Genomic DNA, 22976 nt, shown 5'->3' with positions numbered 1-22976 from the left:
GCCACCCGCTACTTGTGCGGCACCACGGTGCCGCCGCGGAAGGCGGAGTCGCGCAGCACCAGGCCCTCCTTGTAGAGGCGCGCGGCGCGGTTGCCGACGAAGAAGTCCTTCGGGTCTCCCCGGCGGAAGGTCTTCTTCACGAACTCCTCCACCTCCAGGTAGAGGCGGCGGAACTTGTCCGGGGCCGCGTCGCGCCGGCCCGTCTGGGACGTCACCTCCAGCTCCACCCACATCTTCCCGCTGAGCAGCTCGCCCTCTTCGTTGCGGCGCGAGCGCTCGATGAAGATGACGGGCGAGCGCACCTCGTCGATGCGCCAGGAGCCCTTGTCCGGGCCGCGCTTCACCTTGTCCACCAGCGCGGGGCCAATCTCGCTGGCCACCAGGTAGAGGTCGTCCTCCGGCAGGCGCGGGATGTTGTCCGCCGTGGCGCGGAAGGGTTCCCAGTCCGGGGGCACGCGCCGGGGGTAGACCTCCAGGACGTGGCGCTCCAGGAAGCGGAAGAAGGCGACCTCATCGTCGGGCGCCATGAAGAATTGGAGGATGTTGGCCATCGCGGGCGCCCTCATATCCTGGAAGCACGCTAGAAACACAGCCATGGACACCTGGCTGCGCTCGCGGATGTATGAGCTGAACGACCTGAACGGCGCCATCAACCTGGCTTCCTGGGACCGGGAGGTCTACCTGCCCTCCAAGGCGGCCACCGCCCGCGCCCAGCAGCTGGCCACCCTCCAGGGCCTCCACCACGAGCGCCTGGTGGATGAGCGCCTGGGCGAGGCCCTGGCCCGCGCGGGGGAGGGCGGCCCGGACGCGGCCTCCCTCACGCCCGACGAGCGCGCCATGGTGCGCGTCCTCACCCGCGAACGGGAGCGCGCGGTGCGGCTGCCCGCCCGGCTGGTGACCGCGCTGGCGGAGGCCCAGGGGGCGGGGCTCCAGGCGTGGCGCGAGGCCCGCACGACGAAGCGCTTCGAGCGCTTCCAGCCCGCGCTGGAGGCGCTGCTCGCCCTGCGCCGCGAACAGGCGGACGCGCAGGGCCACGACGGCGAGCGCTACGACGCGCTGCTCGAGGGCTTCGAGCCCGGCATGCGCGTGAAGCGCCTGACGCCGGTGCTCACCGCGCTGCGCGACGCGCTCATCCCCATGGTGGCCACGCTGGGCGGCCTGAAGCGGCCGTTCCCCGCGTTCCTCTCCGGGCGCACCTACGACACGGACCGGCAGTGGCAGTTCACGATGCGGCTGCTCAAGGCCGTGGGCTTCGACCTGGAGGCGGGGCGCCAGGACCTGAGCATCCACCCCTTCACCAACAGCCTGCACGCGCAGGACGTGCGCCTCACCACGCGCCTGGACGCGGCGTGGCCGCAGGCCGCCCTCTTCGGCACGCTCCACGAGGCGGGCCATGGCCTGTACGAACAGGGCTTCTCCCCGGAGCACCACCGCACGCCGCTCGCGTCGGTGCCCTCCATGGGCCTGCACGAGTCCCAGTCCCGCCTGTGGGAGAACCTGGTGGGCCGCGGCCGCCCCTTCTGGGTGACCCACTTCCCCGCGCTGAAGGAGGCCTTCCCGCAAGCGCTGGCGGACGTGGACCTGGACGGCTTCCACGCGGGCATCAACCACGTGGTGCCGTCGCTCATCCGCGTGGAGGCGGATGAGGTGACATACAACCTGCACATCGTGCTGCGCTACGAGCTGGAGCTGGCGATGCTGCGCGACGAACTGCCCGTGTCCGAGCTGCCGTCCGCGTGGAACGAGCGCATGCGGCGCTACCTGGGCATCACGCCGCCGGACGACACGCAGGGCGTGCTCCAGGACATCCACTGGGCCTGGGGCGAGCTGGGCTACTTCCCCACGTACTCGCTGGGCAACCTCTACGCGGCCTCGCTGTACGCGGCCGCGAACCGGGCGCTGCCGTCGCTGGAGGCGGACCTCGAGCGGGGCGACACGTCGTCACTGCTGGGGTGGCTGCGCACGAACCTGCACGCGCACGGCTTCCGGCTGCCCGCGGAGGAGCGCGTGCGCGCCATCACCGGCGAGGGGCTCACGGACCGGGACTTCCTGTCGTACCTGCGCGGCAAATACGGCGCGCTGTACGGCGTGAAGCTCTAGCGGCTCAAGTCGTGAACACCAGCGGGCGGCACGCGCGCGCCAGGTGCAGCGCGTCCCTCGCGAGCGCGTGCGAGTCTGGGTCCTGCGCCTCCAGCCACGCGGCGCGGGCCACCTGGCTGCCCAGCTCGAAGCAGAGGCTGGCGGTGCGGCGCGACAGCCGGCTCTCCTTCTGGAGTGCGCGCACGTTGAGCTCGCACAGCTCCGCGCACTGACGCAGGAGGCGCACCGCGTCGTCGTCCGCCGCGAGGCCCTGGGCCGCCAGGCGTGCCATGCCCGCCTCGCAGGAGGACTGGCACTTCAGGCTCGCGGCGATGCACCGGGAGACCTCTGTCCGCGCGCCGCCTGTCCTGGCTCCCAGCATGACCAGCCTCCCCTTCGTGCGGCGTCAAAGGTACGCACGGACGCGGTTCTCGCAACCGGCACCCGGGCCGCAGATGGGGCCTCAACATCTGCGTTCCAGGGTCATGGACAACGCGCCGGCGGGGGATGCACAAGGCCCGCGCGCGATTCAGCCGAAGCGTCCTCCGGTGGCCTTTTCGTCGCGGGGGAACGTCAGCTGCCCAGCACCGGGAAGGGCTTGAGCAGCGCCACCAGCTTGTCACCGTACAGCTTGAGCCTCTTCTCCCCGAGGTAGGGCAGCTGCGCCAGCTCCTCCACGCTCGCGGGCGGCTTCGACGCCAGCGCGTCCATGAGGGGGTTGGTGAGGACCACGCTGGGCGTCACCTTGCGCACGGCGGCCTGTTCGACACGGAAGGCCTTGAGCGCGTCCTCGCGCTTGCGCCGGTGGGGGTCGCGCGGGCCCTTGGGCTCGCGGTCCAGGTCCAGCTCTCCCCGGGTGGACTTCTGCTGCAGCTCGCGGATGAGCGCGAGGATGGCGTCGCCGTGCGCGCGCACCACCGCGCCCCGCACGCCGGCCGCGCGCGCCAGGTCCTTGTGCGTGTCCGGCTGCTTCAGCGCCAGGTCGGTGATGGCCATGTTGGACAGCATCCGGCCCATGGGCACGTTGTCCTTCTCCGCCCACTCCAGCCGCAGCTTGTGCAGCCCCTGCGCGATGGCGTGCGCGAGCGCGTACTGCGCCGTGGACAGGCCGTTCTTCGACAGCTTGGGCTTGTACTCGGCGCCTACCTGGGGGCGGGCCTCCGCCTCCGCGCACATGCGCTCGCAGTCCAGGAGCACCTCCTCCAGGATGTCGGCCTCGCGGCACGCGTCGCGCACCTGGCGGCCCAGCTCGCAGAGGTAGCGCACGTCGTTGGCGATGTAGTCCCGCATGCCCGGGGGCAGGGGGCGCAGGGAGAAGTCGGACTGCTGGTGCTCCTTCGGCAGCTCCACGCCCAGCCGCTCGCGCGCCAGGTCCGCCAGGCCCACCTTGGGCCATCCCAGGAGCGTCACCGCGCGGTGCGTGTCGAAGAGGCCGCGCACGCGCACGCCGGCCTCCGCGAGGAACTGCAGGTCGCCCTGGGCGGCGTGGAAGTACTTCGTGCGGCCGGGGTCCTCCATCAGCGGGGAGAGCAGGCGTGGATCCACGCCCGGCTGGAGCGTGTCGAAGAGGAAGATGTCCGTGTCGGTGCCCAGCTGGAGGAAGCACAGGCGGGCCCGGAAGGCGTGCAGGGCATCCGCCTCCAGGTCCACCGCCACCTCGGGCGCGGCCTCCAGTACCCGCGTGGCGGATTCCTCACCCGCGCGGTCCACCACGTCCACGGCACCCTGAGGGAAGGTCGGCATCGCGGGGAGCAGGCTAGCGGACCGGCCCGCCCCTTTGACGTGTTTTTTCCCGGACCGCCGCTAGGATGGCGCCGCCGATGAACGACGCCCAACGTCTGGAAAAGAGCCTGCTTGGCCACATGGGCCGGGCCATCGCGGACTTCCGCCTCATCGAGGCCGGGGACCGCATCATGGTGGGCGTGTCAGGAGGCAAGGACTCCTACACGATGCTCCACCTGCTGCGGGAGCTGCAGCGGCGGGCCCCCGTGAAGTTCGACCTGCTGGCCGTGAACCTGGATCAGGGACACCCCGGCTTCCCCGGCCACATCCTGGAGGGCTACTTCCAGAAGGAAGGCTACGCCTACAAGATGCTGAAGGAGGACACCTACAGCATCGTCCTGGAGAAGACCCCGCCCGGGAAGACGCAGTGCTCGGTCTGCTCGCGGCTGCGCCGGGGCATCCTCTACAACGCCGCCGTGCACCTGGGCTGCAACAAGATCGCCCTGGGCCACCACCGCGACGACCTCATCCACACGATGCTCCTGAACATGTTCTTCGCCGGGAGCCTCAAGGCGATGCCGCCGCTCCTGAAGAGCGACGATGGCCGCAACGTGGTCATCCGGCCGCTGTGCTACGCGCCGGAGAAGGAGATCATCCAGTTCGCGGAAGCGAAGCAGTTCCCCATCATCCCCTGCGACCTGTGCGGGTCCCAGGAGAACCTGCAGCGAAAGCGGATGCAGAAGCTGGTGGAGGACCTGGGCAAGGAGATCCCCAACGTCCGCCAGAGCCTGCTCAACGCGATGTCGAACGTGCGGCCCACGCACCTCTTGGACAAGACGCTGAACCCGGACCCGCTGAACGCGACGGAAGACGGGCCCGCGGCCACCCCCACCACCCCCGACACGCAAGGGAGCGCCAGTCCATGGCTCGAGAGCAGGCAGTGAACGCGCGCAAGGAGCGCAACGCGGCGCTGGTGGAGGCCATGCTGCTGGCCGCCATGGCGGACGGCAGCGTGTCCCAGCGCGAGATGCAGACGCTCCTGGCCCGCGTGCTGGAGCGCCCGGAGTTCGAGGGCACGCAGTCCGGCGAGCTGAACCTGCTGGTGGAGTCCAGCGCGGTGCGGCTGTCGGAGGCGCGCAACCTGGAGGAGGTGCTGGCCTCGCTGCGCCGCAGGCTTCCGGACCACAAGAACCGGATGCTGGCCTTCGGCCTGGCGGCGGCGGTGGCGCTGGCGGATCAGCGGGCCACGCGCTCGGAGCTGGGGCTGCTCAAGACGTTCCAGGCGGCCCTGGGCATCTCCGAGGACGAGGTCGCGCAGATCATCGACGTCATCGAACAGGGGGGCAGCCTGTCGGAGGCGCTGGGCGAGCCCCTGGAGCGGCTGTTCGCGGAGGTGATGGTGCTGGTGCTGGCGGCGGACGGCCAGCTGAAGGAGGCGGAGGCCCGCGCGATGGTGGAGAGCTTCGCCGCGGATCCGCTCTTCCAGAACGTGAGCCCGGAGCGGGCGCAGGGCTTCGTGAGCGAGTCCGTGGCGGCGCTCGCGTCGGACGGGCTGCCGCAGCGACTTCAGGTCCTGGCGCACGGCCTCTCCACGCACTCGCAGCGGGTGAAGGCGTACCAGCTGGCCACGAAGATCGCCCACGCGTCCGGGCGGACGAGCACCGCGGAGCAGCGCATCCTGGACCTGCTCCAGGCGACGTTCGGTCTGGCGGACGATGAAGTGGCGCGGCTGGACCAGCAGGGGTAAGCAGGGAGTCGTATGACCCTGCAAGTCCCCTCCGGTCCGCGGCATTCCTTCCGATTCGGCCTGCCGCCGTCGCTGGGCAGTGAGACGGCGCGCGAGCGCGCGGAGCGGCTCGCGTCGTTCCTCCAGCGCGCGCTGGGCAAGCTGGTGGAGGTGAGCGTCGCCACCAGCTACGAGACGCTGGCGAAGGACCTGCTGTCGGGGCGCGCGGACGCGGCGTGGGCGCCGCCCTTCGTGTGCGCGCGCATGGAGGCCATGGGGGTGCGGGTCCTGGCGCGAGGGGTGCGCCGGGGCATGTCCAGCTACCGCTCCGCGCTGGTGGGGCGGGCGGGCTCCGGGCTGACGCTGGAGAAGCTGAAGGGCGCCAAGGCGGTGTGGGTGGACCGCGATTCGGTGGCGGGCTACCTCTTGCCCAGCGCGTTCCTGAAGACGCAGGGGCTGGAGCCGTCGCGCGTGTTCGTGTCCCAGCAGTTCACGGGCTCGTACCAGGGCGCGCTGGAGGCGGTGCTGGAGGGCAGGGCGGAGGTGACGAGCGTGTTCTGTCCGCCGGCCTCCACGGGGCTCACGTTCACCACGGGCGTGGAGGACGTGCTGGGGCCCGGGATGGGCTCGAGGTTCGAGCTGTTGGCGTACACGGACGAGGCCCCCAACGACGGCGTGCCGGTGGCCATGGGGCTGCCCGCGCCGCTGGTGGCCTCGCTGGAGGCGGCGCTGTTGGGGCTGCCGTCCACGCCGGACGGACAGGTGCTCCTGCGCGACATCTTCAACGCGGACCGGTTCGAAGTGGCGCCGCGCATGGGCTACCGCGCGCTGTACCGCGTGGCCCTGGCGAGCCTGTAGTCGCGCGGCCTTCCGGGGCACGGCTCCGGAGGGAACCCGGGGCCTACTTGTCGGAGTCGGGCCCGGTGCCGCGCGGGCGCCGGGCGGAGGACACCGAGGCCTCGGTGCGGCCCGTCTTCGCGGGGGCCCTGGTTCCGGCGGAGTCTTCCGAAGCGCGCACGGCCTTCGCGGCGGAGCGGCTGCCCGTGGAGTCCCCGGAGGACTTCATGGCCTTCGCGGCGGAGCGGCTTCCCGTGGAGCCCTCGGGAGGACGGGAGGGCTTCGCGGCGTCGCCGCGCAGGGCCTCGTGCTTCGAGGTGGGGTGGCCCGAGTCCTCGTCGTGCAGGGGCCGCGTGTCCGCGAGGCTCACGCCCGTGTTCTCCCGCGTCCTCACGGGCCGGGCCTCCGGACGGCTGAGGCCGGAGGTCTCCTTCGTGCGCGACGTCCGCTCCGGCGCATGCCCCACGCCGGAGTCATCCGGCGACCCGGCGGCCTTCGTCGAGGACTGGCTCACCGACGGTTCCTGCGCGCGCGGCGCCGTCTTCGCGGGACCTTGCGCCTTGCCCGACGCCGCCGTCGTCCCGGAGGCCGGGGGCTTCGCGGGGGCACTCCCCCCCGGCCGGGCCATCAGGCGCGGGTCGAAGTAGATCATCGTCGGCTCGGCCGCGAAGCGCTCCTCCTCCAGCTCGTCCGCGTACACGTCCCGCATGAACGCGGCCAGGTGCGCGCTGGTGCCTTGCAGCTTCTCCTGCTGGAGGAACTCCTCCAGCGCCAGCTGCAGCTCGCCCGCGGTGGAGAAGCGGTCGTCGCGCTTGCGCGCCAGCGCCTTGAAGACGATGGGGTCCAGCGACTTGGGGATGCCCGGCACGGCCTCCGACGGCGGGACGATTTTGTGCCCCACGACGGCCTTCAGCGTGGCCATCTCCGTCTCGCGCTTGAACAGGCGCCCGCCCGTGAGCAGCTCGTAGAACACCGTCCCCAGGCCGAACACGTCCGAGCGCGCATCCAGCGGCTCGCCCCGCGCCTGCTCCGGAGACATGTACGCGTGCTTGCCCTTGATGGTGCCCACCACCGTCTGGGACAGCTTCCCCTGGGCCTTCGCCACCCCGAAGTCGATGAGCTTCACGCCGCCGTTGAAGCCCACCAGCACGTTCTGCGGCGACACGTCCCGGTGGATGAGCGACAGCTTCCGGCCGGACGGGCTGCGCGCGTTGTGGGCCGCGTCCAGCCCCGCCGCCGCCTCCGCGATGATCCGGCAGCGCAGGCCCAGCGGGAAGCCGCCCGGGTGCGCCGTGGCGCGCGGCACCAGCGAGCCCAGCGGCTCTCCGTGCACGTACTCCATCGCGATGTAGTACTGCCCGTCCACGTCCCCCATCTCGTAGATCTGCGCGATGTTGGGGTGGTTGAGCAGCGCCGCGATGCGCGCCTCGTCCAGGAACATCTGGAGGAACTCGTCGTCCTCCGACAGGTGGGGCAAGAGCCGCTTCACCACCAGCAGCTTCTGGAACCCCACCGGCCCCTTCTGCCGCGCCAGATAGACGGCCCCCATGCCACCGGTGGCCAGTTTGCGCAGCAATTCATAGCGGCCGAACGTTTCCACTCCGGCCGTGACGATAGCCGCGTCAGCGCGGATCTCAAAAGCCCGAGCATCCCCAAAAACGCGCACCGGGCCGGCCCCTCTTCAGGGACCGGCCCGGCCGCGCTGCGTCACGACTCCGTCAACCCAGGGCCCCCGGCTACGGCGTGGCGGCGCAGACGCTGCGGTAGCGGATCTCCACGGACTGGCCCGGGGTGGGCACGGAGCCCGCCGCGAAGATGACCGCGTTGCGGCCCGGGTCGTAGGTCCACTGGTTCGCCTCCAGGATGCGGCCATTCACCCGGACGCTCATCTCCGCGGTGCCATCCGGCGTCGCGGTGAGGGGGAAGTCCGCCTGCGGCACCCCGGCCTGCTGGATGATGGGGTCCAGGAACCCGCGGTAGTCGCCCTCGCAGATGGAGCCCACGGTGCCGCCCGTGCCCCTGGCCACCGCGGCGAAGCGGTCCGCGCTGCTGCTCGCGGTGGAGCAGGAGCCGTTGGGGATGAGCGCGTGCAGGTTGCTGCGCTGGGACATGCCCGTGCCCTTCAGCGTCTGGAGGAACTGGATGTAGCTGTCCGGCCCGAAGCCGGAGTGGTCGTCCTCGTCCGCCAGCACCACCACCGCCATGCGCGCGGCGGCGCGGGTGAAGCCCAGGTTGCCGTCGTTGGGCTGCGGGGTGCGGACGTCGTCGGCCTGCTCGGACAGCGGGGCGGACAGGCCCTGGCGCATCGTCTCCAGGCCCTGCACCAGGTTGTGGCACAGGCCCACGTCGAGGTTGGCCTGGATGGTGGCCGCCGCGTTGGCGCTGTTGCCGGACACCACGCGGGCGCGGCTGCCGTCCACCGGGAAGAGGCGGCCGGCCTCACCGCCGTTGGCGCCGCCGCCGCACAGCCCCTGGCGCGGCACCAGGCCCGTGCTCGTGACGCCCACGCGCACGTCCACGTTCAGCTCCCTGGCGCGCGCCAGCCACCCGGGGATCGCGCTGCGCAGGCGCTGCTGGTACGGCTCCATGGTGGTGGTGTTGGAGACCACGAAGAGCACGTCCAACTGGCTGTCGGTGCCCTGCGTGAAGCGGTCCACCTGGATGCCCTCGTGGTTGGTCTCCGCCAGCAGCGGGACCAGGAAGCGGTTGCGCTCCTCGTCCACCTGGAAGTACAGCGGGCTGTAGTGCTGGCCCAGCACGTTGCGGGCGTAGTCCACCTCCATCTCGAAGCCCTCGCCGGGCTGCAGCGTGATGGGGGCCGTCACCGGCGTGCGCAGGGAGAACTGCTTGGACGTGCCGTTGCCGATGACGGCGTCCCCCACGGTGAGCGGCTCGCTGCAGCGGTTGGACATGAACGTCCTGCGCGGCCTGGCTGGGCAGTCGTAGCGGATGGGCCCGAAGTCCACGAAGGACGGCGTGGCCACGAGGCACGACGGGTTGGACACCGCGTGGATGGGCAGCGTCACCGTGGGGTAGGCCGGGTTGTTGACGGTGAGCATCAGCTCGCCGTTGAACTCGCCGCCCGTGGGGGGCGCGCGGAAGGCAATCATGGAGCTGAAGGCCGTGTCGTAGAGCACCACGCCGCCGGTGATGGGCCCGCCGGGCATGGAGAACACGCCGCCGCCGTCATTGGACAGGTGCACGTTCTTGATGGCGCACTCGGCCCGGCCCGGGTTGCGGAAGTAGAAGCCCAGCACCGCGCCGCGGCCCGGCACCACGTTGGCGAACTCCAGCTTCGGCTGCGGCAGCAATTCGTACACGCAGGGGCCGGAGGCGCGGGCGCGGCCCGTCAGGGTGATGGCGCGCTCGGGCGTGAAGAGGTCGTTGGACTGCACGTAGAGCGTCGCGGTGAAGCTGCCCTCGTTCCTGGGCTCGAAGTAGACCTTCATCTCCAGCGCGTCGTCGCCCGGGTTGATCTGCAGGCCGTTGGCCTCCAGCGTGGGCCAGGTGCCGCCCTTCCAGGCATACGTCTGGGTGCCGCGCGCGGGCGTGCTCACGCTGAACTGGGCGGCGTCGCCGACCGCGCGCACGCCGGTGAAGGTGAGCGGGCCGTTGCTGCCCGCGTTGGTGATGCGGATGACCTGCTCCACCTTGCCGCCCACCGGCAGTTCGCCGAAGTCGAGCGCCACCGGGGCCACGGCCAGCGTGGGCCGGCCACCGCGCGCATCCAGCATCACGCGCGACTCACGCGCCTTGTCGGACGCGTACGCCACGGTGAGGTTGCCCACGTTGGGCCCGGAGAAGCGCGCGGCGAACTCCATGCGCATCTCCACCACCTGGCCCGGCTGCACCGTGGTGCCCTCCGGCTTGGACAGCGCGGAGAAGGCCCGGTCGCTGGTGGCCAGCGAGGAGATGGTCACCGGGCGCCAGGTGACGTTGCGCGCGCGGGTGAAGGACTCGGTGCGCTCGTGCACCGGGATTTCGTCGAAGGGCACGGGCGCCGGGTCGAACACGAAGGCGCTCGCCACGGAGTTGCCCTTCAGGTCCACCACGGACGGGGTGCACGTCTCGCAGGACACCACCTCCAGCCGGGCGCCCATCCGCCCCAGCGAACGCGGCAGGTACTTCGTCTTCACCACCTGCGTGGTGTTGGGGGGCACGGTGATGGTGTCCGGGGTGAACGGATCCACGTTCTCGCCCGCGAGCTTCAGGGTCAGCGGCAGGTCCACCGGGTTGGTGACGGTGACCTCCAGCGTGCGGTCGCTGTCCACCTCGAGCGTCTCGTAGTCCAGCACCGGCGGGTTCACGCCGATGCGCGTGGGCGTGCCCAGGCCGTGCACGGGCACCTGCTGCAGGGCGCCCACGTTGGCGTCCGTCGTCACGCGCAGCGTTTCGTCCACCGGACCCTCGGCCAGCGGGTGGAAGCGCACCTTGACGACGTGTGACTCGCCCGGCGGAACGCGGCCTCCGCCGTCCGTCAGCTCCACCTGGTAGGACGGGTTGTTGCCCAGGCCCAAGGCCTCCAGCGCGGAGAAGGGCACGTAACCGACGTTGCGGATGCGGACCTCCTTCTCGCGCCACTCGCCCACCGGCACCTCGCCGAAGTCGAGCGCGTCCTGGTCCAGCACCGCCGTGGCCTGCACCGCGCGCGTCTGGTCCTCTTCGTGACACGCCATCGTCCCCGTCACCAACGATGCCAGCAGGACGAACCGACCCCTCCACCCCATCCCCATTGTCCGCTCCCCACCCTTCCCCACCACACACACAGATGCCCGGGACACGTGATCCAGCTCGGGTGACCCCTAATCAAGACCCGTGCCGGGCGGAAATGTCATCTGGCGGGCCCGTGAAAACGGGGACTTGGCCAGCACTCCGGCGACCAAGTGAGCGCTGGAGGGAACCGGGGTGCCCTGGAGGGTGAAAGGTTTTTCCCGACCTTTTGCCAAGGTGGGTCCCCAACTTTTCAGGTCATGAACCGGACGCTTCAGCACCCCGGGCGCTGGAGCTGGCGGCGACGAAGGCGGCGATCGCGGCGGCGATGGCGGCGGGCTGCTCCAGGTGCACGTGGTGGCCTCCCTCGAAAGCGCGGGGCGGCCCCACGAGCGTGCGCAGGGCCGCCACCCGCGCCTCCAGCAGCTCCGGGGCAGGGGACAGCCCATTCGTTCCACGCAACAGCTGCACGGGGCAGGTGACGGCGGCCTCCAGCGCCAGCCACTGGGGCTCGTCGAAGGACTGGCCGAAGCGGCGGCGGTGGCGCGGATCAAAGGTGAAGGTGACGTCGCCCTCCGGCGTGCGCCGGGTGCCGTGGCGGGCGAAGAGGAGCGCCGCGTCCGGGGAGAGGGTGGGGTTCGCCTGACGCAGGCGCTCGGCGGCGGCCTCCACGGTGGGGTAGCGCTTGCGGTGGGGCGGGCGGTGCGCGTCATCCAGGAAGCCGCGCAGCCGCTGCACGGCGCCCGCGGGAGGGCCGCCGGAGGGCCCCAGGCTTTCAATGAGGGTCAGGCTCTGGACGCGCTCCGGGCGCGCGGCGGCGTACGCGAGCGCGACGATGCCGCCCAGCGAGTGCCCCACCAGGTGCACGGGGGGCAGGGCCAGCCCGTCCAGGGTGGCCTCCACGTCCAGCAGGTGGTCGCTGAAGTGGTACGCGGCGCCGGGGCCCGCGTGGCCGCTCTGACCCATGCCGCGAAGGTCGAGCAGCACCGTGCGCCAGGCCTCGGGCAGGTGCTCGCAGAGCGGATCAAAGCTGTGGGAATGGTCGAGCCACCCGTGAAGCATCAGCACGGCGGGCGCGCCCTGGGGGCCACGCTGCCGCACGTGCAGCGGCAGCCCTTCTGCGTCGACGGTGAGGGATTCAAATGCGGCGGCGGGCACGGATGCCTCCTCGTGCCTCCAAGCCTTACCCTGTCCCCCCGGGTGCTGGCGACCCTACGCGACGGTGCTGGACGACGACGCCGCCGGGCGCGGCGGGCCGCCCGTGTCGGGACGGCCGAGCACCAGGGCCAGCTGCCGGGCCTGGCTCTCCGTGGCGCAGCGGTACTCCTGGGTCTTGCCGTTGGGCCGGTTGATCCGAATCACCCAGACGTCATTCTCCTTGGTCACCACAGGCGCTTGAGACATGCAGTCCCTCCGTGTCCGGCAAGGAAAGCAGTCTTCGTGCCGCCCCCCGGGATGGGGCCAAATGCCTGATTTCCGGCCGTCTCCCATGCCTGCCGGCCGAGCAGGTGACAAAATTCGTTCAGCGATGCGACAAATTTCGCGCGCTCAGCCCGCACTCCTTGCGTAGCCCCGCAGGGCATGCCGGAGTCGTTGGGAAGACAATCATTGTTCAGCCGGGTCCGGCCATTCCCATGCCGAGCGGTAGCCGCCGTCCGTCTGGGTGCCCTCGATGAAGCGCGCGTAGAAGGGGTGGCTGCTCAAGGTGGCGGAGTCGCCCACGACGAACAGGTGCCGGCGGGCGCGGGTGAGGGCCACGTTCATGCGGCGCAGGTCGTTGAGGAAGCCCAGCTGCCCCTCGCCGTTGGAGCGGGTGAGGCTGACGAGGATGGCGTCCTTCTCCCGGCCCTGGAACGCGTCCACGGTGTCCACCTCCACCTCCGGGTGCACGGCCTCCAGCGCCTCGCGCAGGTGGCGGGCCTGGGCGCTGTACGGCGCGATGACGGCGAGCTCGCGCGGGGACAGCCCCTTCGCCAGGAGCTCTTTCGCGCGGGCGAGGACGTAGGTGGCCTCGCCCGGGTTGAGGAGGCTGTGCGTGGTGGGCTCCACCTCTTCGTCGAAGCCCTTGCCCGCGGTGTCCAGGTAGAGCACCGGCGGGGCGTCCACGTCCGCGCCGGCGTCGAGCACCCCCGCGAGCGTGCGGTCCGCCACGGACGGGTGGGCGCGCAATTCGCCGCCGTACATCTCCTTCGAGGGGAAGGCCATGATGGCGGCGTTCATCCGGTACTGCTCGCGCAGCATGCGCTTCACGTCGTCGCCGTGGTCCTGGAGCAGGCGCTCGAAGAGGCTCGTGCCCAGGCCCGCCTTGGAGGCCTCCTGCGACAGCACGGTGGGCGGCAACTGCTGCGGGTCTCCGGCGAGCACCACCTTGGGCGCGCGCAGGAAGCCCAGCAGGGCCAGCGGCTCGGTGGCCTGGGTGGCTTCGTCCAGGAGGGCGCGGTCGAACTCCTCGCCCGCGAGCACGCCGGAGCCCAGGCTCGCGAGCGTCACGCACACCACGTCCGCGCGGGCGAGCACGGCCTTCACGGCCTTCTTCTCCAGCTTGCGCGCCTCGTCCATCAGGTCCTTGGCCTCGGCCGTGGAGGAGCGCGCGTTGGCGAAGCGCTCGCGGCTGCGGCCCTGGCTGCGCTGGCGCCGCGCGTAGCCGAAGAGGTCGAAGGCCTCATCGAACAGGTCGCGGCTGACGACGCGGTCCGGGTGCTCCTCCACCACGATGTCCAGCGTGTGCTCCTGCAGGCGGGCGGCGACGCGCGCGGGGTGGCCCACGCGGATGGCGCGCAGCCCCTGCTCCAGGCACAGCTCCAGGAGGTGATCCACCGCGGCGTTGCTGGCCGCCGTGCACAACAGGCGCTCACCGCGTGACACGGCCTGGGCCGCGATTTCCGCCAGCACGGTGGACTTGCCGGTGCCGGGCGGGCCGTGGACCAGGAAGAAGTCCTCCGCGGCGAGCGCGCGCTTCGCGGCGTCCTGCTGCTCCGGGTTGAGCGGGCGGGTGGGGGTGAAGTCCTTCGCGTTGTCGAAGCGCGGGGGCTCGTTGCCCAGGAGCACCTCGCGCTTGTGGCGCTCCTGGCCCTTGTCCATGCCCTTCACGCGCTGGAGGCCGGCGCGCACGCGCTCATACGTGACGTCGTTGGGGACGACGTCCAGGCGCAGGAGCCCTTCGGACAGGTAGGCGGGCGGTTCGCGGTCGAAGGCCAGCTGGATGCGGGTGGAGGTGGCGCGCGACACGAGCGCCTTCGCCGGGTCCTTCACCTCCGCGCGGCGGGGCAGCACCGCCACCAGGTCGCCGTTGGACACGCGCGTGGGCAGCCTCCCCCGGTCCGCGCGGGCGAGCGTGAGGAGGATGCGGCCGCCCAGGCCCACCTCCTCCTCGACGGTCTCCAGGTCCAGCACGGACAGGCCCTGCTCCTCGCGCTCGCGCAGGGTGAGCCCTTGCGCGAGCGCGGACATGCGGGCCTTCTCGGCCTCGCGCTCCTGGGCGAGCAGCGAGGCGAGCTTGTCGAAGAACGAGACGTCACGGGCCATGGCCCCGGGTCATGCCATCCCGGGGCGCCCGCCGTCACGGTCCGAGTGTCGGACTGTCCTCCCGTCCTACTGGCAGGAATACGTGGACGAAGCTGGCGTGCTCCAGGTGCCATCCGGGTTGATGTTGCGCACGGTGTAGCCGCTCGCCGGGTAGGCCGTCCCCCAGCAGTCGCGGGCGCGCACGTCGTTGCGCAGGGCGGTGCCCAGGTCCCAGTTGCCGCGGCGGCGCTGCTTCTCGTACGCGGCCACGCGGTCCACCGCCTCCACCCAGGTGGAGTCCGACGCGAGCACGTCGCGGCGCTTCTCCAGGAACGCCTGGAGCCAGGCGCCTTCCGTGATGCCGTTGTAGCCAATCACCGGCGCCACCTGGCCGCTGTTGCCCAGGGCCGTGTTGGCCTTGCGGATGAGGTCCTTCATTCCGTCGAAGCCGTGGTTGATGGAGGCGTCGTACAGCGCGGCCTTGGTGAGCGCCTGGGTGAGGCCCCACTTCGCGGCCTCGTTGATGGTGGGCGTGTAGTAGAGCGCGTCGCTCACCTGGTCCTGGCACTGCTTGAAGTCCGCCTGCGTGGCGGCGGTGTTGAAGCTGGCCGCCCAGTCCGCGGTCCAGTTGCCCACCGCGTCCAGCTCCGCCGTGGACGCCTGTGACTGGCCCGTGGACAGGAAGCGGTTGTTGATGACGGTGAGCGCGTTCCAGTACTTCGCCAGGCGGTTGCCATTGGCCTCCGTGCGCAGGGCCCGGTAGCACTGCACCACCTGGATGGCGTCACCCGTGCCGGTGCAGAAGCCCGCGCGGCCGTTGGTGTAGCCGCGCCCGTCGTGGATGTTCTCCGAATAGGCGTAGTCCAGCGCGGGCGTGTCGTTCTCCCAGATGCTGGTGAGCGCCTCCGCCACCTTCTTCTGGTTCGCGGTGAGGCCGGAGCCGCCGGGGGACGTGCCGCCGCAGCTGTCGGACTGGACCTTCACGTTGGCGGCGGTGAAGGACGTGCTGGAGGTGGTGGAGTAGTTGAACGTGTAGGACGCGTTGACCGCCACCGTCAGCGACGACGTGCGCGTGAAGGTGCACGTGCGGCCGGACTGCGTGTGCGTCCAGCCGGGTTGATCATCGTCACACGTCACGCCCGAGGGCACGTCGAGCGCGATGACCGGGTTGGCGATGGCCACCGTCCCCGTGTTCTTGAACGCGAGCGTGCCCCAGTAGTCCGGGCCGACATACGTGTTCGTCGTCACCGAGTGCGTGCACGCGCCCAGCGCCTGCTCCACCACGCTCGGAGCCGCCGTGTCCTCCGCCGCGCCACAGCCTGTTGCCAGTGCCATCAGCCCCAACGTCATCCACGTCCGTGAAGCCGCCATGTGCCTGCCCCCGCTTGGGTGAGGGGATGCCCGCCCTTGACGAGCATCCCGGATAGAGCAGGAATACTTGGATTCGGTGTGAATCGCCAGTGGCGCTCAGCCCGGTGCGTCCGGCAGCGGGAGCACCCGCCACAGCTGCGGCTTGTCGTACTGGGGCGGGATCATCCCCAGCGGCCAGCCCTCCGCGGTGAGCTCCGCGTACTGGTACCCGCGCCCTCCGAAGGGGATGCGGGTGCCGGTGCCGGGCAGGCCCACGCCGATGGCCGCGTGCGCGAGCGCGTCCGAGTAGAGCATCACCGCGTCCACGCCCACCTGGCGCAGCAGCATCAGCGCGAGCACCGCCTTGGAGTCGCAGTCGCCCCGGTCCTGCGCGGGCACCAGCCCCGGCGGGACGATGCCGAAGGGTTCATCTCCGGGCAGCTCGTAGCGGATGCGGCGCACGAAGCCGAGGATGAGCTCGGTGGCCTGCGCCGCGTCCAGGTCGCGCTCGCGGATGGAGGCGGCGAAGCGCTCGCCCAGCGCGCGCACCGGCTCCGCGTTGCTGCGCATCAGCTCCGCGTAGATGCAGCGCATGTCCGTGCCGCAGCCCGGCGGCGCCACGTAGGTGAAGCGCTCCGGGCCCATGGCGCGGTAGTGCAGCCGCACGCTGTAGTCGCGGTGCGCCTGCTCCAGCCCGCGCTCCACCGCCTCGCCCAGGCCGTAGGCCAGCTGCTGACGTGCGGGCTCCATGCCCTCCACGCGCCAGTCATAGGACTTCGCGCGCTCCGGGGGCGTGTCCTCCGGCACCAGCACGATGCCCAGGTCCTTCAGCGCTTCCTGGGGACTGGCCGGGGGCACCTCCACGGCCGGCTTCGGGGCCTCCGCGAGCCGGCCCGCCTTGCGCGTCACCACGAGCTGCCAGCTGGCGAGGGCCATGAGCGCGCCCGCCAGCACGAGCGACAGCAGCGTCTTCCACGAGCGCGCGGCCATGGCGGCTTTCAGGCGGGCGCGCGCAGCATGCCGGTGGGGAGCTGCGGGAAGGGGATGAGTCCGTTGAGCGCGGCCTGCAGGCCCGGCGCGGTGAGCAGCGCGATGACCAGCAGGAAGGCGCACAGGAGCAGCGCGGCGGCGATGTTGCCCTTGCGCACCTCCGCCAGCTCCTCGATGCCCGGCGTCATCTTGTCGAACAGGCGCACGCCCAGGGCGAGCACCGCCACGCCCACCGCCAGCGACAGCGCCACGTGCACCAGCGCCAGGCCCAGCAGCTGGAGCACCGCGACGAAGGACACGGGCGGGTTCTGCACCGCCAGGTCCACCGCGTCGCTGGTGGCCTTCAGCGCGTGCTGCACGAGCAGGCCCAGCGACACGAGGCACATCGCGTGCACCAGCCCGGCGGCGACGTTGCCCTGGCGCAGCTCCTCCACGGGGTGGCTGTCCAGCAGGCGGCTCAGGCCGCGCATGCTCAAGCCGATGCCGAGCGCGGCCACGAGACCACCGAGAACGACCTTCACGAGTCCGACGGCGAAGAGGGTCAGGTCCATGGGGCGGGTCAGGACTGTAGCGGAAGTCCTCCTCGCCGCCATGGCCCATGACTCACGCGCGCGGCGTGCCGTCCTTCCGACGGCGGCTGAGCGTCCAGGCGAGGGCGAGGACGGCGCCCCAGCCCGCCGCCGCGGAGGGGCCGCTGCCCACCGAGCAGCCCAGGCCCCGCCGCATGTCCGTCGTCGGGTCGTACTGCACGGTCACGTGGAAGTCGCAGAGCGCCGCGTTGCCGGCCTCGTCCATGGCGGTGACCTGCACCGAGTGCAGGCCCGGCGCGAGCGGCGTGCCCACGACGGGGCTGTAGGTGATTTGCGTCGCGGAGACAGCGTCCTCGGCGGTGGCCTCCGGGTACTCCGCGCGGGTGCCGGACATCACCGCGGTGGTGAGCGTCTGGTCCTCCGGGCAGGTGAGCGTGGGCGGGCGCGAGTCGCGCACCCGGACCTGGATTTCGCAGGTGCTGCTATTGCCCGCCTCGTCGGTGCTCACGACCTGCACGGGGGTGACGCCCAGCGGGAACAGGTCTCCGGACGCGTGCGTGCTGGTGACGGTGACCTTGTTGGACATGCTGTCGACGGGCGTGAGGTCCGGCCAGTACGCGTGCGCGCCCTGGGGGCCTTCCGCCTCCACGCGGACCTCGTTCACCTTGCAGGCCTTGCTGGGGGCCTGGGTGTTTCGGACGGTGACCGGGAAGGCGCAGGTGCTCTCGTTGCCGGACGCGTCCTTCGCCGTCACGTTCATCCGGGTGGTGCCCACGGGCAGCAAGCTGCCGTTGGTCGGGCTGTAGACGACGAGCACGTCCTGGGTCGTCTCGTCCGCGATGCCCAGCTTCGGATAGTAGAAGGTGGCGCCCCGGGGCGACTGCGCGCTCACGGTGAGCCCCGTGGGGCAGTTGGCGATGGCCGGCGGCGTCAGGTCCAGCGAGGTCATCCGCGTGGTGCAGTACGCGATGCGACCCTGATCATCCCCGGCCTGGTAGGTGACGGAGAGGGTCTGATGGAGCGGAATCTGCTGGCCGTCCTCGAACGAGGAGCGGATCCACGCCCGGTCCGGCCCGGTCCGCAGCTCGGGTTTGAAGTCGACCCGCACCGTGCCCGACGGACCGTTGGAGGGCACATCCAACCGGGCAGGGCACACGAAGGTCGGCGACGCGTCATCCCGCTCCATCCGCCACAGGGCTCGCGACGTCCATGCGTCGCCAGCCGACGTCAGGAGCGCACCCTGGAATGGCACCAGCCCCGCCGGCGGCGCGAGCGGGTGGCCCGAAGGCAGCCGTGTCAGCCGGGACGTGCCCGCGTCGGTCCCATCCGAGCGCCACAGCTCGCTCGCCCCCGTCTCCGTCGTCACGATGAAGGCGAGCCCGTCCTCCCAGGGCGCGAAGCCGCGCACGGACTCGTGCCCGTACGCGGTGGGGTGCGCGAGGCGCCGGGTGCCCGCGGCGGTTCCGTCCGTCACCCACACCGAGTCCCCGAGCATCGCGCCCCGGGCCACCAGGAAGGCGCGGTGGCCCGCCGGGACGAGGAGCTGTCCTGAACCGCGGTTGAGCATCGCGCTGGGCAGCGCCGTCAGTTGCTGGGTCCCCGCGTCCGTTCCGTCCGTGCGCCACAGCTGCGAAGCCGCCTCCGTGCTCGTCGCGACGAAGACGAGCGTGTCGCCCACGGCGGCCAGCTGGGTGGGCACGAGGCCCGTGGCGGCGGGATTGAAGTCCTTGATGCGCACGGTGCCCGCCTCCGTGCCGTCGGACTTCCAGACCGCGCGGCCATGCTGGCCGTCGTCCGCGGTGAAGTAGAGCGTGTTGCCCACCGCGGTGAGGTCCCGGGGAGACGAGTCGCCGGCGCCGGTCGCGATGTCGCGCACGAGCGTGGTGCCCGCCTCGGTGCCGTCCGTGCGCCACAGCTCGGTGCCCAGCTCATTCTTCGCGGAGAAGAAGACCGTGTTCCCCACGCGCACGAAGCCGTCCGCGTTCGCTTGGGTTGCGCCCGAGGCGATGTCCTTGACGGGCACGGTACCCTCGGTGGTTCCGTCCGACTTCCAGAGGTCGAACTCCGTCTCCCCCATGCCCGCCGGAGTGAAGAGCACGGAGTCCCCGAAGACGAAGAGGGGCCCCTGGGCGGCCACGCCGTCGAGCTGGCCGGAGTTGAGCTCGCGCGTGATGCGCGTCCCCTCACGGGTGCCGTCGCTCGTCCACAGCTCGCGTCCGGTCTCCGGCGACGTCGCGGTGAAGAACAGGCGGTGCGGCGTGGCGCGGAGCGAGCCCGGTTCGATGTGAGCGCCCGGCGGCAGCAGCTCCTCCTGCACGGAGCGGGTGCCCGCGGTCGTTCCGTCGGTCACCCAGAGGTCCTGGAGCGTGGCGCCGCTCGGAGTGGCGAGGAAGTAGAGGCGCCCGTTCAGCTCGGCGGTGGGCTGCGTGCCGGAGCGGAGGAGGTCCAGTTCAAAGCGGGGCTCCACGGTGACGTCCATCACCCGGCGCACCGACATCGGATCCAGGCCGTCGGATGAGCTCTTCGCGAACGCGGGGCCAGAGCCCACCACCAACGCCAACGCCGAAAGCCACGCACGACGGCTGATCGTCCCCATGCCCGCCCCTCCACGCCCGTTACGCCAACGCCGCGTACCGGGGGCGCACCGTCATCACGCATCCGCCCCGCGACAACCCGCGCCCCGTCCGACTGTCAGACAGGTTGCGTCCCACGGTCCTCGCCCCCACGGCAGGTGTTCATAATCGGCCGCTGCGCTCGGGAGGACGCGCACGTGGACACACCCCGTGCGGGTGGCGGTGGGTTGCCAGGACTCCGGTGCGTCCCCTGCGATGGGCACCATCTACCTGGATGGTGGGGAGCGCGGCGGGAGGCGCGGGTCCGCCCCGAGCGGGACTCTCCCGAGGGACAGTGAGCCCCGGGCCGCACCGGCCGTCTCAATCCAAGACACGGTTTTGAGACGTCTGATGACGGATCATGCAACAAGCCCGCAAGGCCCTCCGGGTTTGCTCCACCGGGCCGGGAGCGCTGGCCTTCCCCGGTTCTCGTGTTGAGACATCGCAATTCCTAGACTGCCTCTCCCCCTCAGATGGAGAAAGGCAGACATGGATTCTGATTCCAGCCACCGCCGGCGAGGCGTGCGGGTGGCGTCGCCGGAGGCCGTCCCCTTCCTCCTTGTACCGGAGCCGTTGCTGGCGGAGGTCGAGCACCCCTGTCGCATTCCGGTGAAGGACGTGGAGGAGGCGGAGTTCCTGGCCGCCGCGCTCCAGGAGCACTGTGGCCTCTACCTGGGCACGAAGGCCGCGGACTTCCCCGCGCTGGCGGAGTGGGCGGACGCGACGCCCGTGGGCGTGCGCGTGGGCGACCCATGGCGGAAGGAGCCGCCGGAGAACGTCTCCGAGCTCCTGGCCCGCATCCCCGTGCGCAACCCCGTCACGGAGGGCCGGCAGTCCTTCAGTGAGGCGGAGCAGGCCCGGCCGCTGGAGCGCATCGATCCGGTGCTCGTGCACAAGCGGGACCCGGCGAACGTGCTGCTCGCCAACGCATGCCGGGTGGGGGCGCTCCAGCAGTTCAACGCGTTCACCGAGTCTCCGGAGTTCATCTTCGACCATCCCTCCGGGCACGTGCAGGGCATGCTGCTCACGGAGCTGGCGCGGCAGGCGAGCATCGCGGCCATCCACGGCGCGGGGCTGCCGCTGGACTGGTCGCTCATCATGATGCGCCTGTCGCTGGAGTTCCGGCGCTTCGTGCGCAGCGACGTGCCGGTGGTCATCCGCGCCTTCGTCAGCTTCCGGCTGCCGGAGTGGGCCGGGCCGGTGCGCAGCGTCGGGAAGCGCAGCCGCATGTGGATCGCCGTGCAGGGCTGGCAGGAGGACTTCTGCTGCTTCTCCGGGCTCATTGGCGCGCTGAGCGCGAAGGAGGCGTCATGAAGGGCCTGCACCGGTGGATGCCCACGCTGTTGCTGGTGACGGGCGTGGGGCTGCTGATTCCGCTCGGCATCCGGCAGGTCCTGCGCACGCCGGAGGACAGCCGGCCCATCGCGGGGCTGATGTTGGGCCTGTACGTGACGTGGATGCTGGTGGAGAGCCGGGTGACGCTGCGCGAGACGCGCAAGCCCACCGCGGAGCGGGACAGCGCCACGCTGGAGCTGTATGCCATTGCGCGGCTCACGACCATCCTGCTCGCGGTCGCGCTCCCCGCGCTGGAGCTGGGGCCCGTGCCGCGCGCGGTGGGGTTGTTCTGTTTCATCGCCGGGGTGTCGCTGCGGCTCATGGCCATCCGCACGTTGGGGAAGGCCTATTCGCACCGGGTGCGGCTGCCGGACGCGAGCCTGCTCGTGACGGAAGGGGTGTACCGGAGGCTCCGGCACCCGGCGTACACCGGCATGTTGCTGGCGCACGTGGGCTACCTGCTCGTGTTCCCCGCGGTCGTGGGCATCGCGGTGTTCGCGCTGCTCTTCGTTCCGGCGGTGCTCCTGCGCATCCGGCAGGAGGAGCGGCTGCTCCTGGGCTCCTTCCCGGGCTACGCCGAGTACGCGGCGAGCCGCAAGCGGCTGGTCCCATGGGTCTGGTAGGCGGCTTCGGCGTCGTGCTCACGGGCGCGACGGGCATGGTGGGACAGGCGTTCCTGCGCCAGCGCGGAGCGCATCCCGTGCACGCGTTGGTGCGCTCGCCCGACGGCCGTGACTGGGGCGACGGGGTGCATGTCGTGCGGGGAGACCTGCACGGTATTCCAGACGCGTTGTTCCCGCCGTACCCGTATGTCGTCCTGCACCTCGCGACGAAGCAGCGGGACCCGGACGGCACGGGCTTCGAACGAACCAACGTGGACGGGACGCGGCGGCTGCTGTCACGGCTCACCGGGGACTGCCGTGGCGTCCTCTTCGGCAGCTCGATGTCTGTCTATGGCTCGGGCCCGCACGAGGGCGTCCGGGAGGACCATCCGCTCAGGCCCGTCACGGCGCTGGCCCGTTCGCGCGTGGCGGCGGAGGAGGTCATCACGGAGCACGCGGTGCGGACGGGAAAGCACGCGGCGCTGCTCCGGCCGAGGTTCCTGCTCGGGCGCGGGGATCGGTTCGTCCTTCCCGCGATGGTGAAGCTGCTGAAGCGGGGCGTGCAGCTGGGAGGCGACGGGGTGGGGGGCTCGGTCATCGATGTGGATGACCTGGGGCGCATCCTCTGGGGGCTCGCGCGCCGGATGGTGGAGGCGCCGCGTCCCGAACAGCAGGCGTTCAACGTCGCGTACTCGCGCCCGCTGCTGCGCGGGGAGTTCCTGGGCACGGTGGCCCGGGGACTGGGGCTGCCCCCGCCCCTGGTGAAGGTCCGCGCTCCCGGTTGGCTCCCGAGCGTCTTGAGGGAGCTCCCCAGCCGGAGGTCGCGCGCGATGGCGGAGCGTCTGGAATTGCTGATCCATTCACAGTGTCTGGATGTCTCGCGGCTCGCGGCGGTGCTTGGGCCGGAGGACCTATTGGCGAGGTCTCCGGTGGATGCCCTGCGAAGCGCGCTCAATGACGTTCGTTCCTGAAGGAATTC

At 71.2% G+C, this 22976-nt stretch carries 19 protein-coding genes; 7 read left to right on the top strand and 12 right to left on the bottom strand.

What is annotated here, in order from left to right; genetic code table 11:
• Positions 1-8: 8 nt before the first annotated feature.
• Positions 9-551, bottom strand: a complete 543-nt coding sequence (locus KYK13_RS31640; protein ID WP_223637391.1) for a hypothetical protein — start codon at positions 549-551, stop codon at positions 9-11.
• Positions 552-594: 43 nt separating this feature from the next.
• Between KYK13_RS31640 and KYK13_RS31635 the strand changes: the two genes are divergently transcribed.
• Entirely contained in the window at positions 595-2100 is a 1506-nt protein-coding gene (locus KYK13_RS31635; RefSeq protein ID WP_223637389.1) for a carboxypeptidase M32, read from the top strand.
• 4 nt (positions 2101-2104) lie between these two features.
• On the opposite strand, the gene KYK13_RS31630 is transcribed toward KYK13_RS31635, so the two are convergent.
• Positions 2105-2461 carry a hypothetical protein gene (locus KYK13_RS31630; protein ID WP_223637387.1) on the bottom strand — a complete coding sequence of 119 codons (357 nt, stop codon included), beginning with the start codon at positions 2459-2461 and terminating at the stop codon, positions 2105-2107.
• 191 nt (positions 2462-2652) lie between these two features.
• Positions 2653-3822: a ribonuclease D gene (locus tag KYK13_RS31625; RefSeq protein WP_223637385.1), complete on the bottom strand. Its 1170-nt coding sequence runs from the start codon at positions 3820-3822 to the stop codon at positions 2653-2655.
• A 65-nt stretch (positions 3823-3887) separates the two neighbouring features.
• On the opposite strand from KYK13_RS31625, the gene ttcA reads away from it, so the two are divergent.
• The 3 genes from ttcA to KYK13_RS31610 are packed head-to-tail and all read left to right on the top strand — an operon-like array spanning position 3888 to position 6385.
• Positions 3888-4745, top strand: coding sequence for a tRNA 2-thiocytidine(32) synthetase TtcA (gene ttcA / locus KYK13_RS31620; RefSeq protein ID WP_223637383.1), 858 nt, complete (start codon positions 3888-3890; stop codon positions 4743-4745).
• Positions 4724-5548, top strand: coding sequence for a tellurite resistance TerB family protein (locus tag KYK13_RS31615; RefSeq protein ID WP_223637380.1), 825 nt, complete (start codon positions 4724-4726; stop codon positions 5546-5548). The genes ttcA and KYK13_RS31615 overlap by 22 nt, the downstream gene beginning before the upstream one ends.
• A gap of 12 nt (positions 5549-5560) precedes the next feature.
• Positions 5561-6385 (top strand): phosphate/phosphite/phosphonate ABC transporter substrate-binding protein, encoded by an 825-nt coding sequence (locus KYK13_RS31610; protein ID WP_223637377.1) that lies wholly within the window; start codon positions 5561-5563, stop codon positions 6383-6385.
• A gap of 43 nt (positions 6386-6428) precedes the next feature.
• On the opposite strand, the gene KYK13_RS31605 is transcribed toward KYK13_RS31610, so the two are convergent.
• The 9 genes from KYK13_RS31605 to KYK13_RS31565 form a co-directional block, all read right to left on the bottom strand.
• On the bottom strand, positions 6429-7964 hold the full coding sequence (locus KYK13_RS31605; RefSeq protein ID WP_223637374.1) for a serine/threonine-protein kinase: 1536 nt from the start codon (positions 7962-7964) through the stop codon (positions 6429-6431).
• A 136-nt stretch (positions 7965-8100) separates the two neighbouring features.
• The gene (locus KYK13_RS31600) at positions 8101-11097 is read right to left on the bottom strand and encodes a choice-of-anchor D domain-containing protein (protein WP_223637371.1); all 2997 of its coding nucleotides are present in this window, start codon (positions 11095-11097) and stop codon (positions 8101-8103) included.
• A 235-nt stretch (positions 11098-11332) separates the two neighbouring features.
• A complete protein-coding gene (locus KYK13_RS31595; protein ID WP_223637368.1) occupies positions 11333-12232 on the bottom strand; it encodes an alpha/beta fold hydrolase in 900 nt (299 codons plus the stop codon).
• Positions 12233-12286: 54 nt separating this feature from the next.
• Positions 12287-12478, bottom strand: a complete 192-nt coding sequence (locus KYK13_RS31590) for a hypothetical protein (protein ID WP_223637365.1) — start codon at positions 12476-12478, stop codon at positions 12287-12289.
• A 201-nt stretch (positions 12479-12679) separates the two neighbouring features.
• The gene (locus tag KYK13_RS31585) at positions 12680-14599 is read right to left on the bottom strand and encodes an AAA domain-containing protein (RefSeq protein ID WP_223637362.1); all 1920 of its coding nucleotides are present in this window, start codon (positions 14597-14599) and stop codon (positions 12680-12682) included.
• Positions 14600-14665: 66 nt separating this feature from the next.
• A complete protein-coding gene (locus tag KYK13_RS31580; protein ID WP_223637359.1) occupies positions 14666-15913 on the bottom strand; it encodes a chitosanase in 1248 nt (415 codons plus the stop codon).
• A gap of 132 nt (positions 15914-16045) precedes the next feature.
• Positions 16046-16918 (bottom strand): hypothetical protein, encoded by an 873-nt coding sequence (locus KYK13_RS31575; protein ID WP_223637356.1) that lies wholly within the window; start codon positions 16916-16918, stop codon positions 16046-16048.
• A gap of 8 nt (positions 16919-16926) precedes the next feature.
• Positions 16927-17469 (bottom strand): DUF350 domain-containing protein, encoded by a 543-nt coding sequence (locus KYK13_RS31570; RefSeq protein ID WP_223637354.1) that lies wholly within the window; start codon positions 17467-17469, stop codon positions 16927-16929.
• 52 nt (positions 17470-17521) lie between these two features.
• Positions 17522-20044: an ELWxxDGT repeat protein gene (locus KYK13_RS31565; protein WP_223637352.1), complete on the bottom strand. Its 2523-nt coding sequence runs from the start codon at positions 20042-20044 to the stop codon at positions 17522-17524.
• Positions 20045-20549: 505 nt separating this feature from the next.
• Between KYK13_RS31565 and KYK13_RS31560 the strand changes: the two genes are divergently transcribed.
• From KYK13_RS31560 to KYK13_RS31550, 3 genes are read left to right on the top strand one after another with little or no spacing between them, the layout of a single operon-like run.
• On the top strand, positions 20550-21374 hold the full coding sequence (locus tag KYK13_RS31560) for an AfsA-related hotdog domain-containing protein (protein WP_223637350.1): 825 nt from the start codon (positions 20550-20552) through the stop codon (positions 21372-21374).
• Positions 21371-22018, top strand: coding sequence for an isoprenylcysteine carboxylmethyltransferase family protein (locus KYK13_RS31555; RefSeq protein WP_223637348.1), 648 nt, complete (start codon positions 21371-21373; stop codon positions 22016-22018). The genes KYK13_RS31560 and KYK13_RS31555 overlap by 4 nt, the downstream gene beginning before the upstream one ends.
• Positions 22006-22968: an NAD(P)-dependent oxidoreductase gene (locus KYK13_RS31550; protein ID WP_223637346.1), complete on the top strand. Its 963-nt coding sequence runs from the start codon at positions 22006-22008 to the stop codon at positions 22966-22968. Before KYK13_RS31555 ends, KYK13_RS31550 begins: the two co-directional genes overlap by 13 nt.
• Positions 22969-22976: the final 8 nt, after the last annotated feature.

It is taken from the genome of Corallococcus sp. EGB (assembly GCF_019968905.1).
Taxonomy (GTDB): domain Bacteria; phylum Myxococcota; class Myxococcia; order Myxococcales; family Myxococcaceae; genus Corallococcus.
The sequence above is the reverse complement of the archived record's forward strand: the minus strand, read 5'-3'. Positions and strand labels throughout refer to the sequence as shown.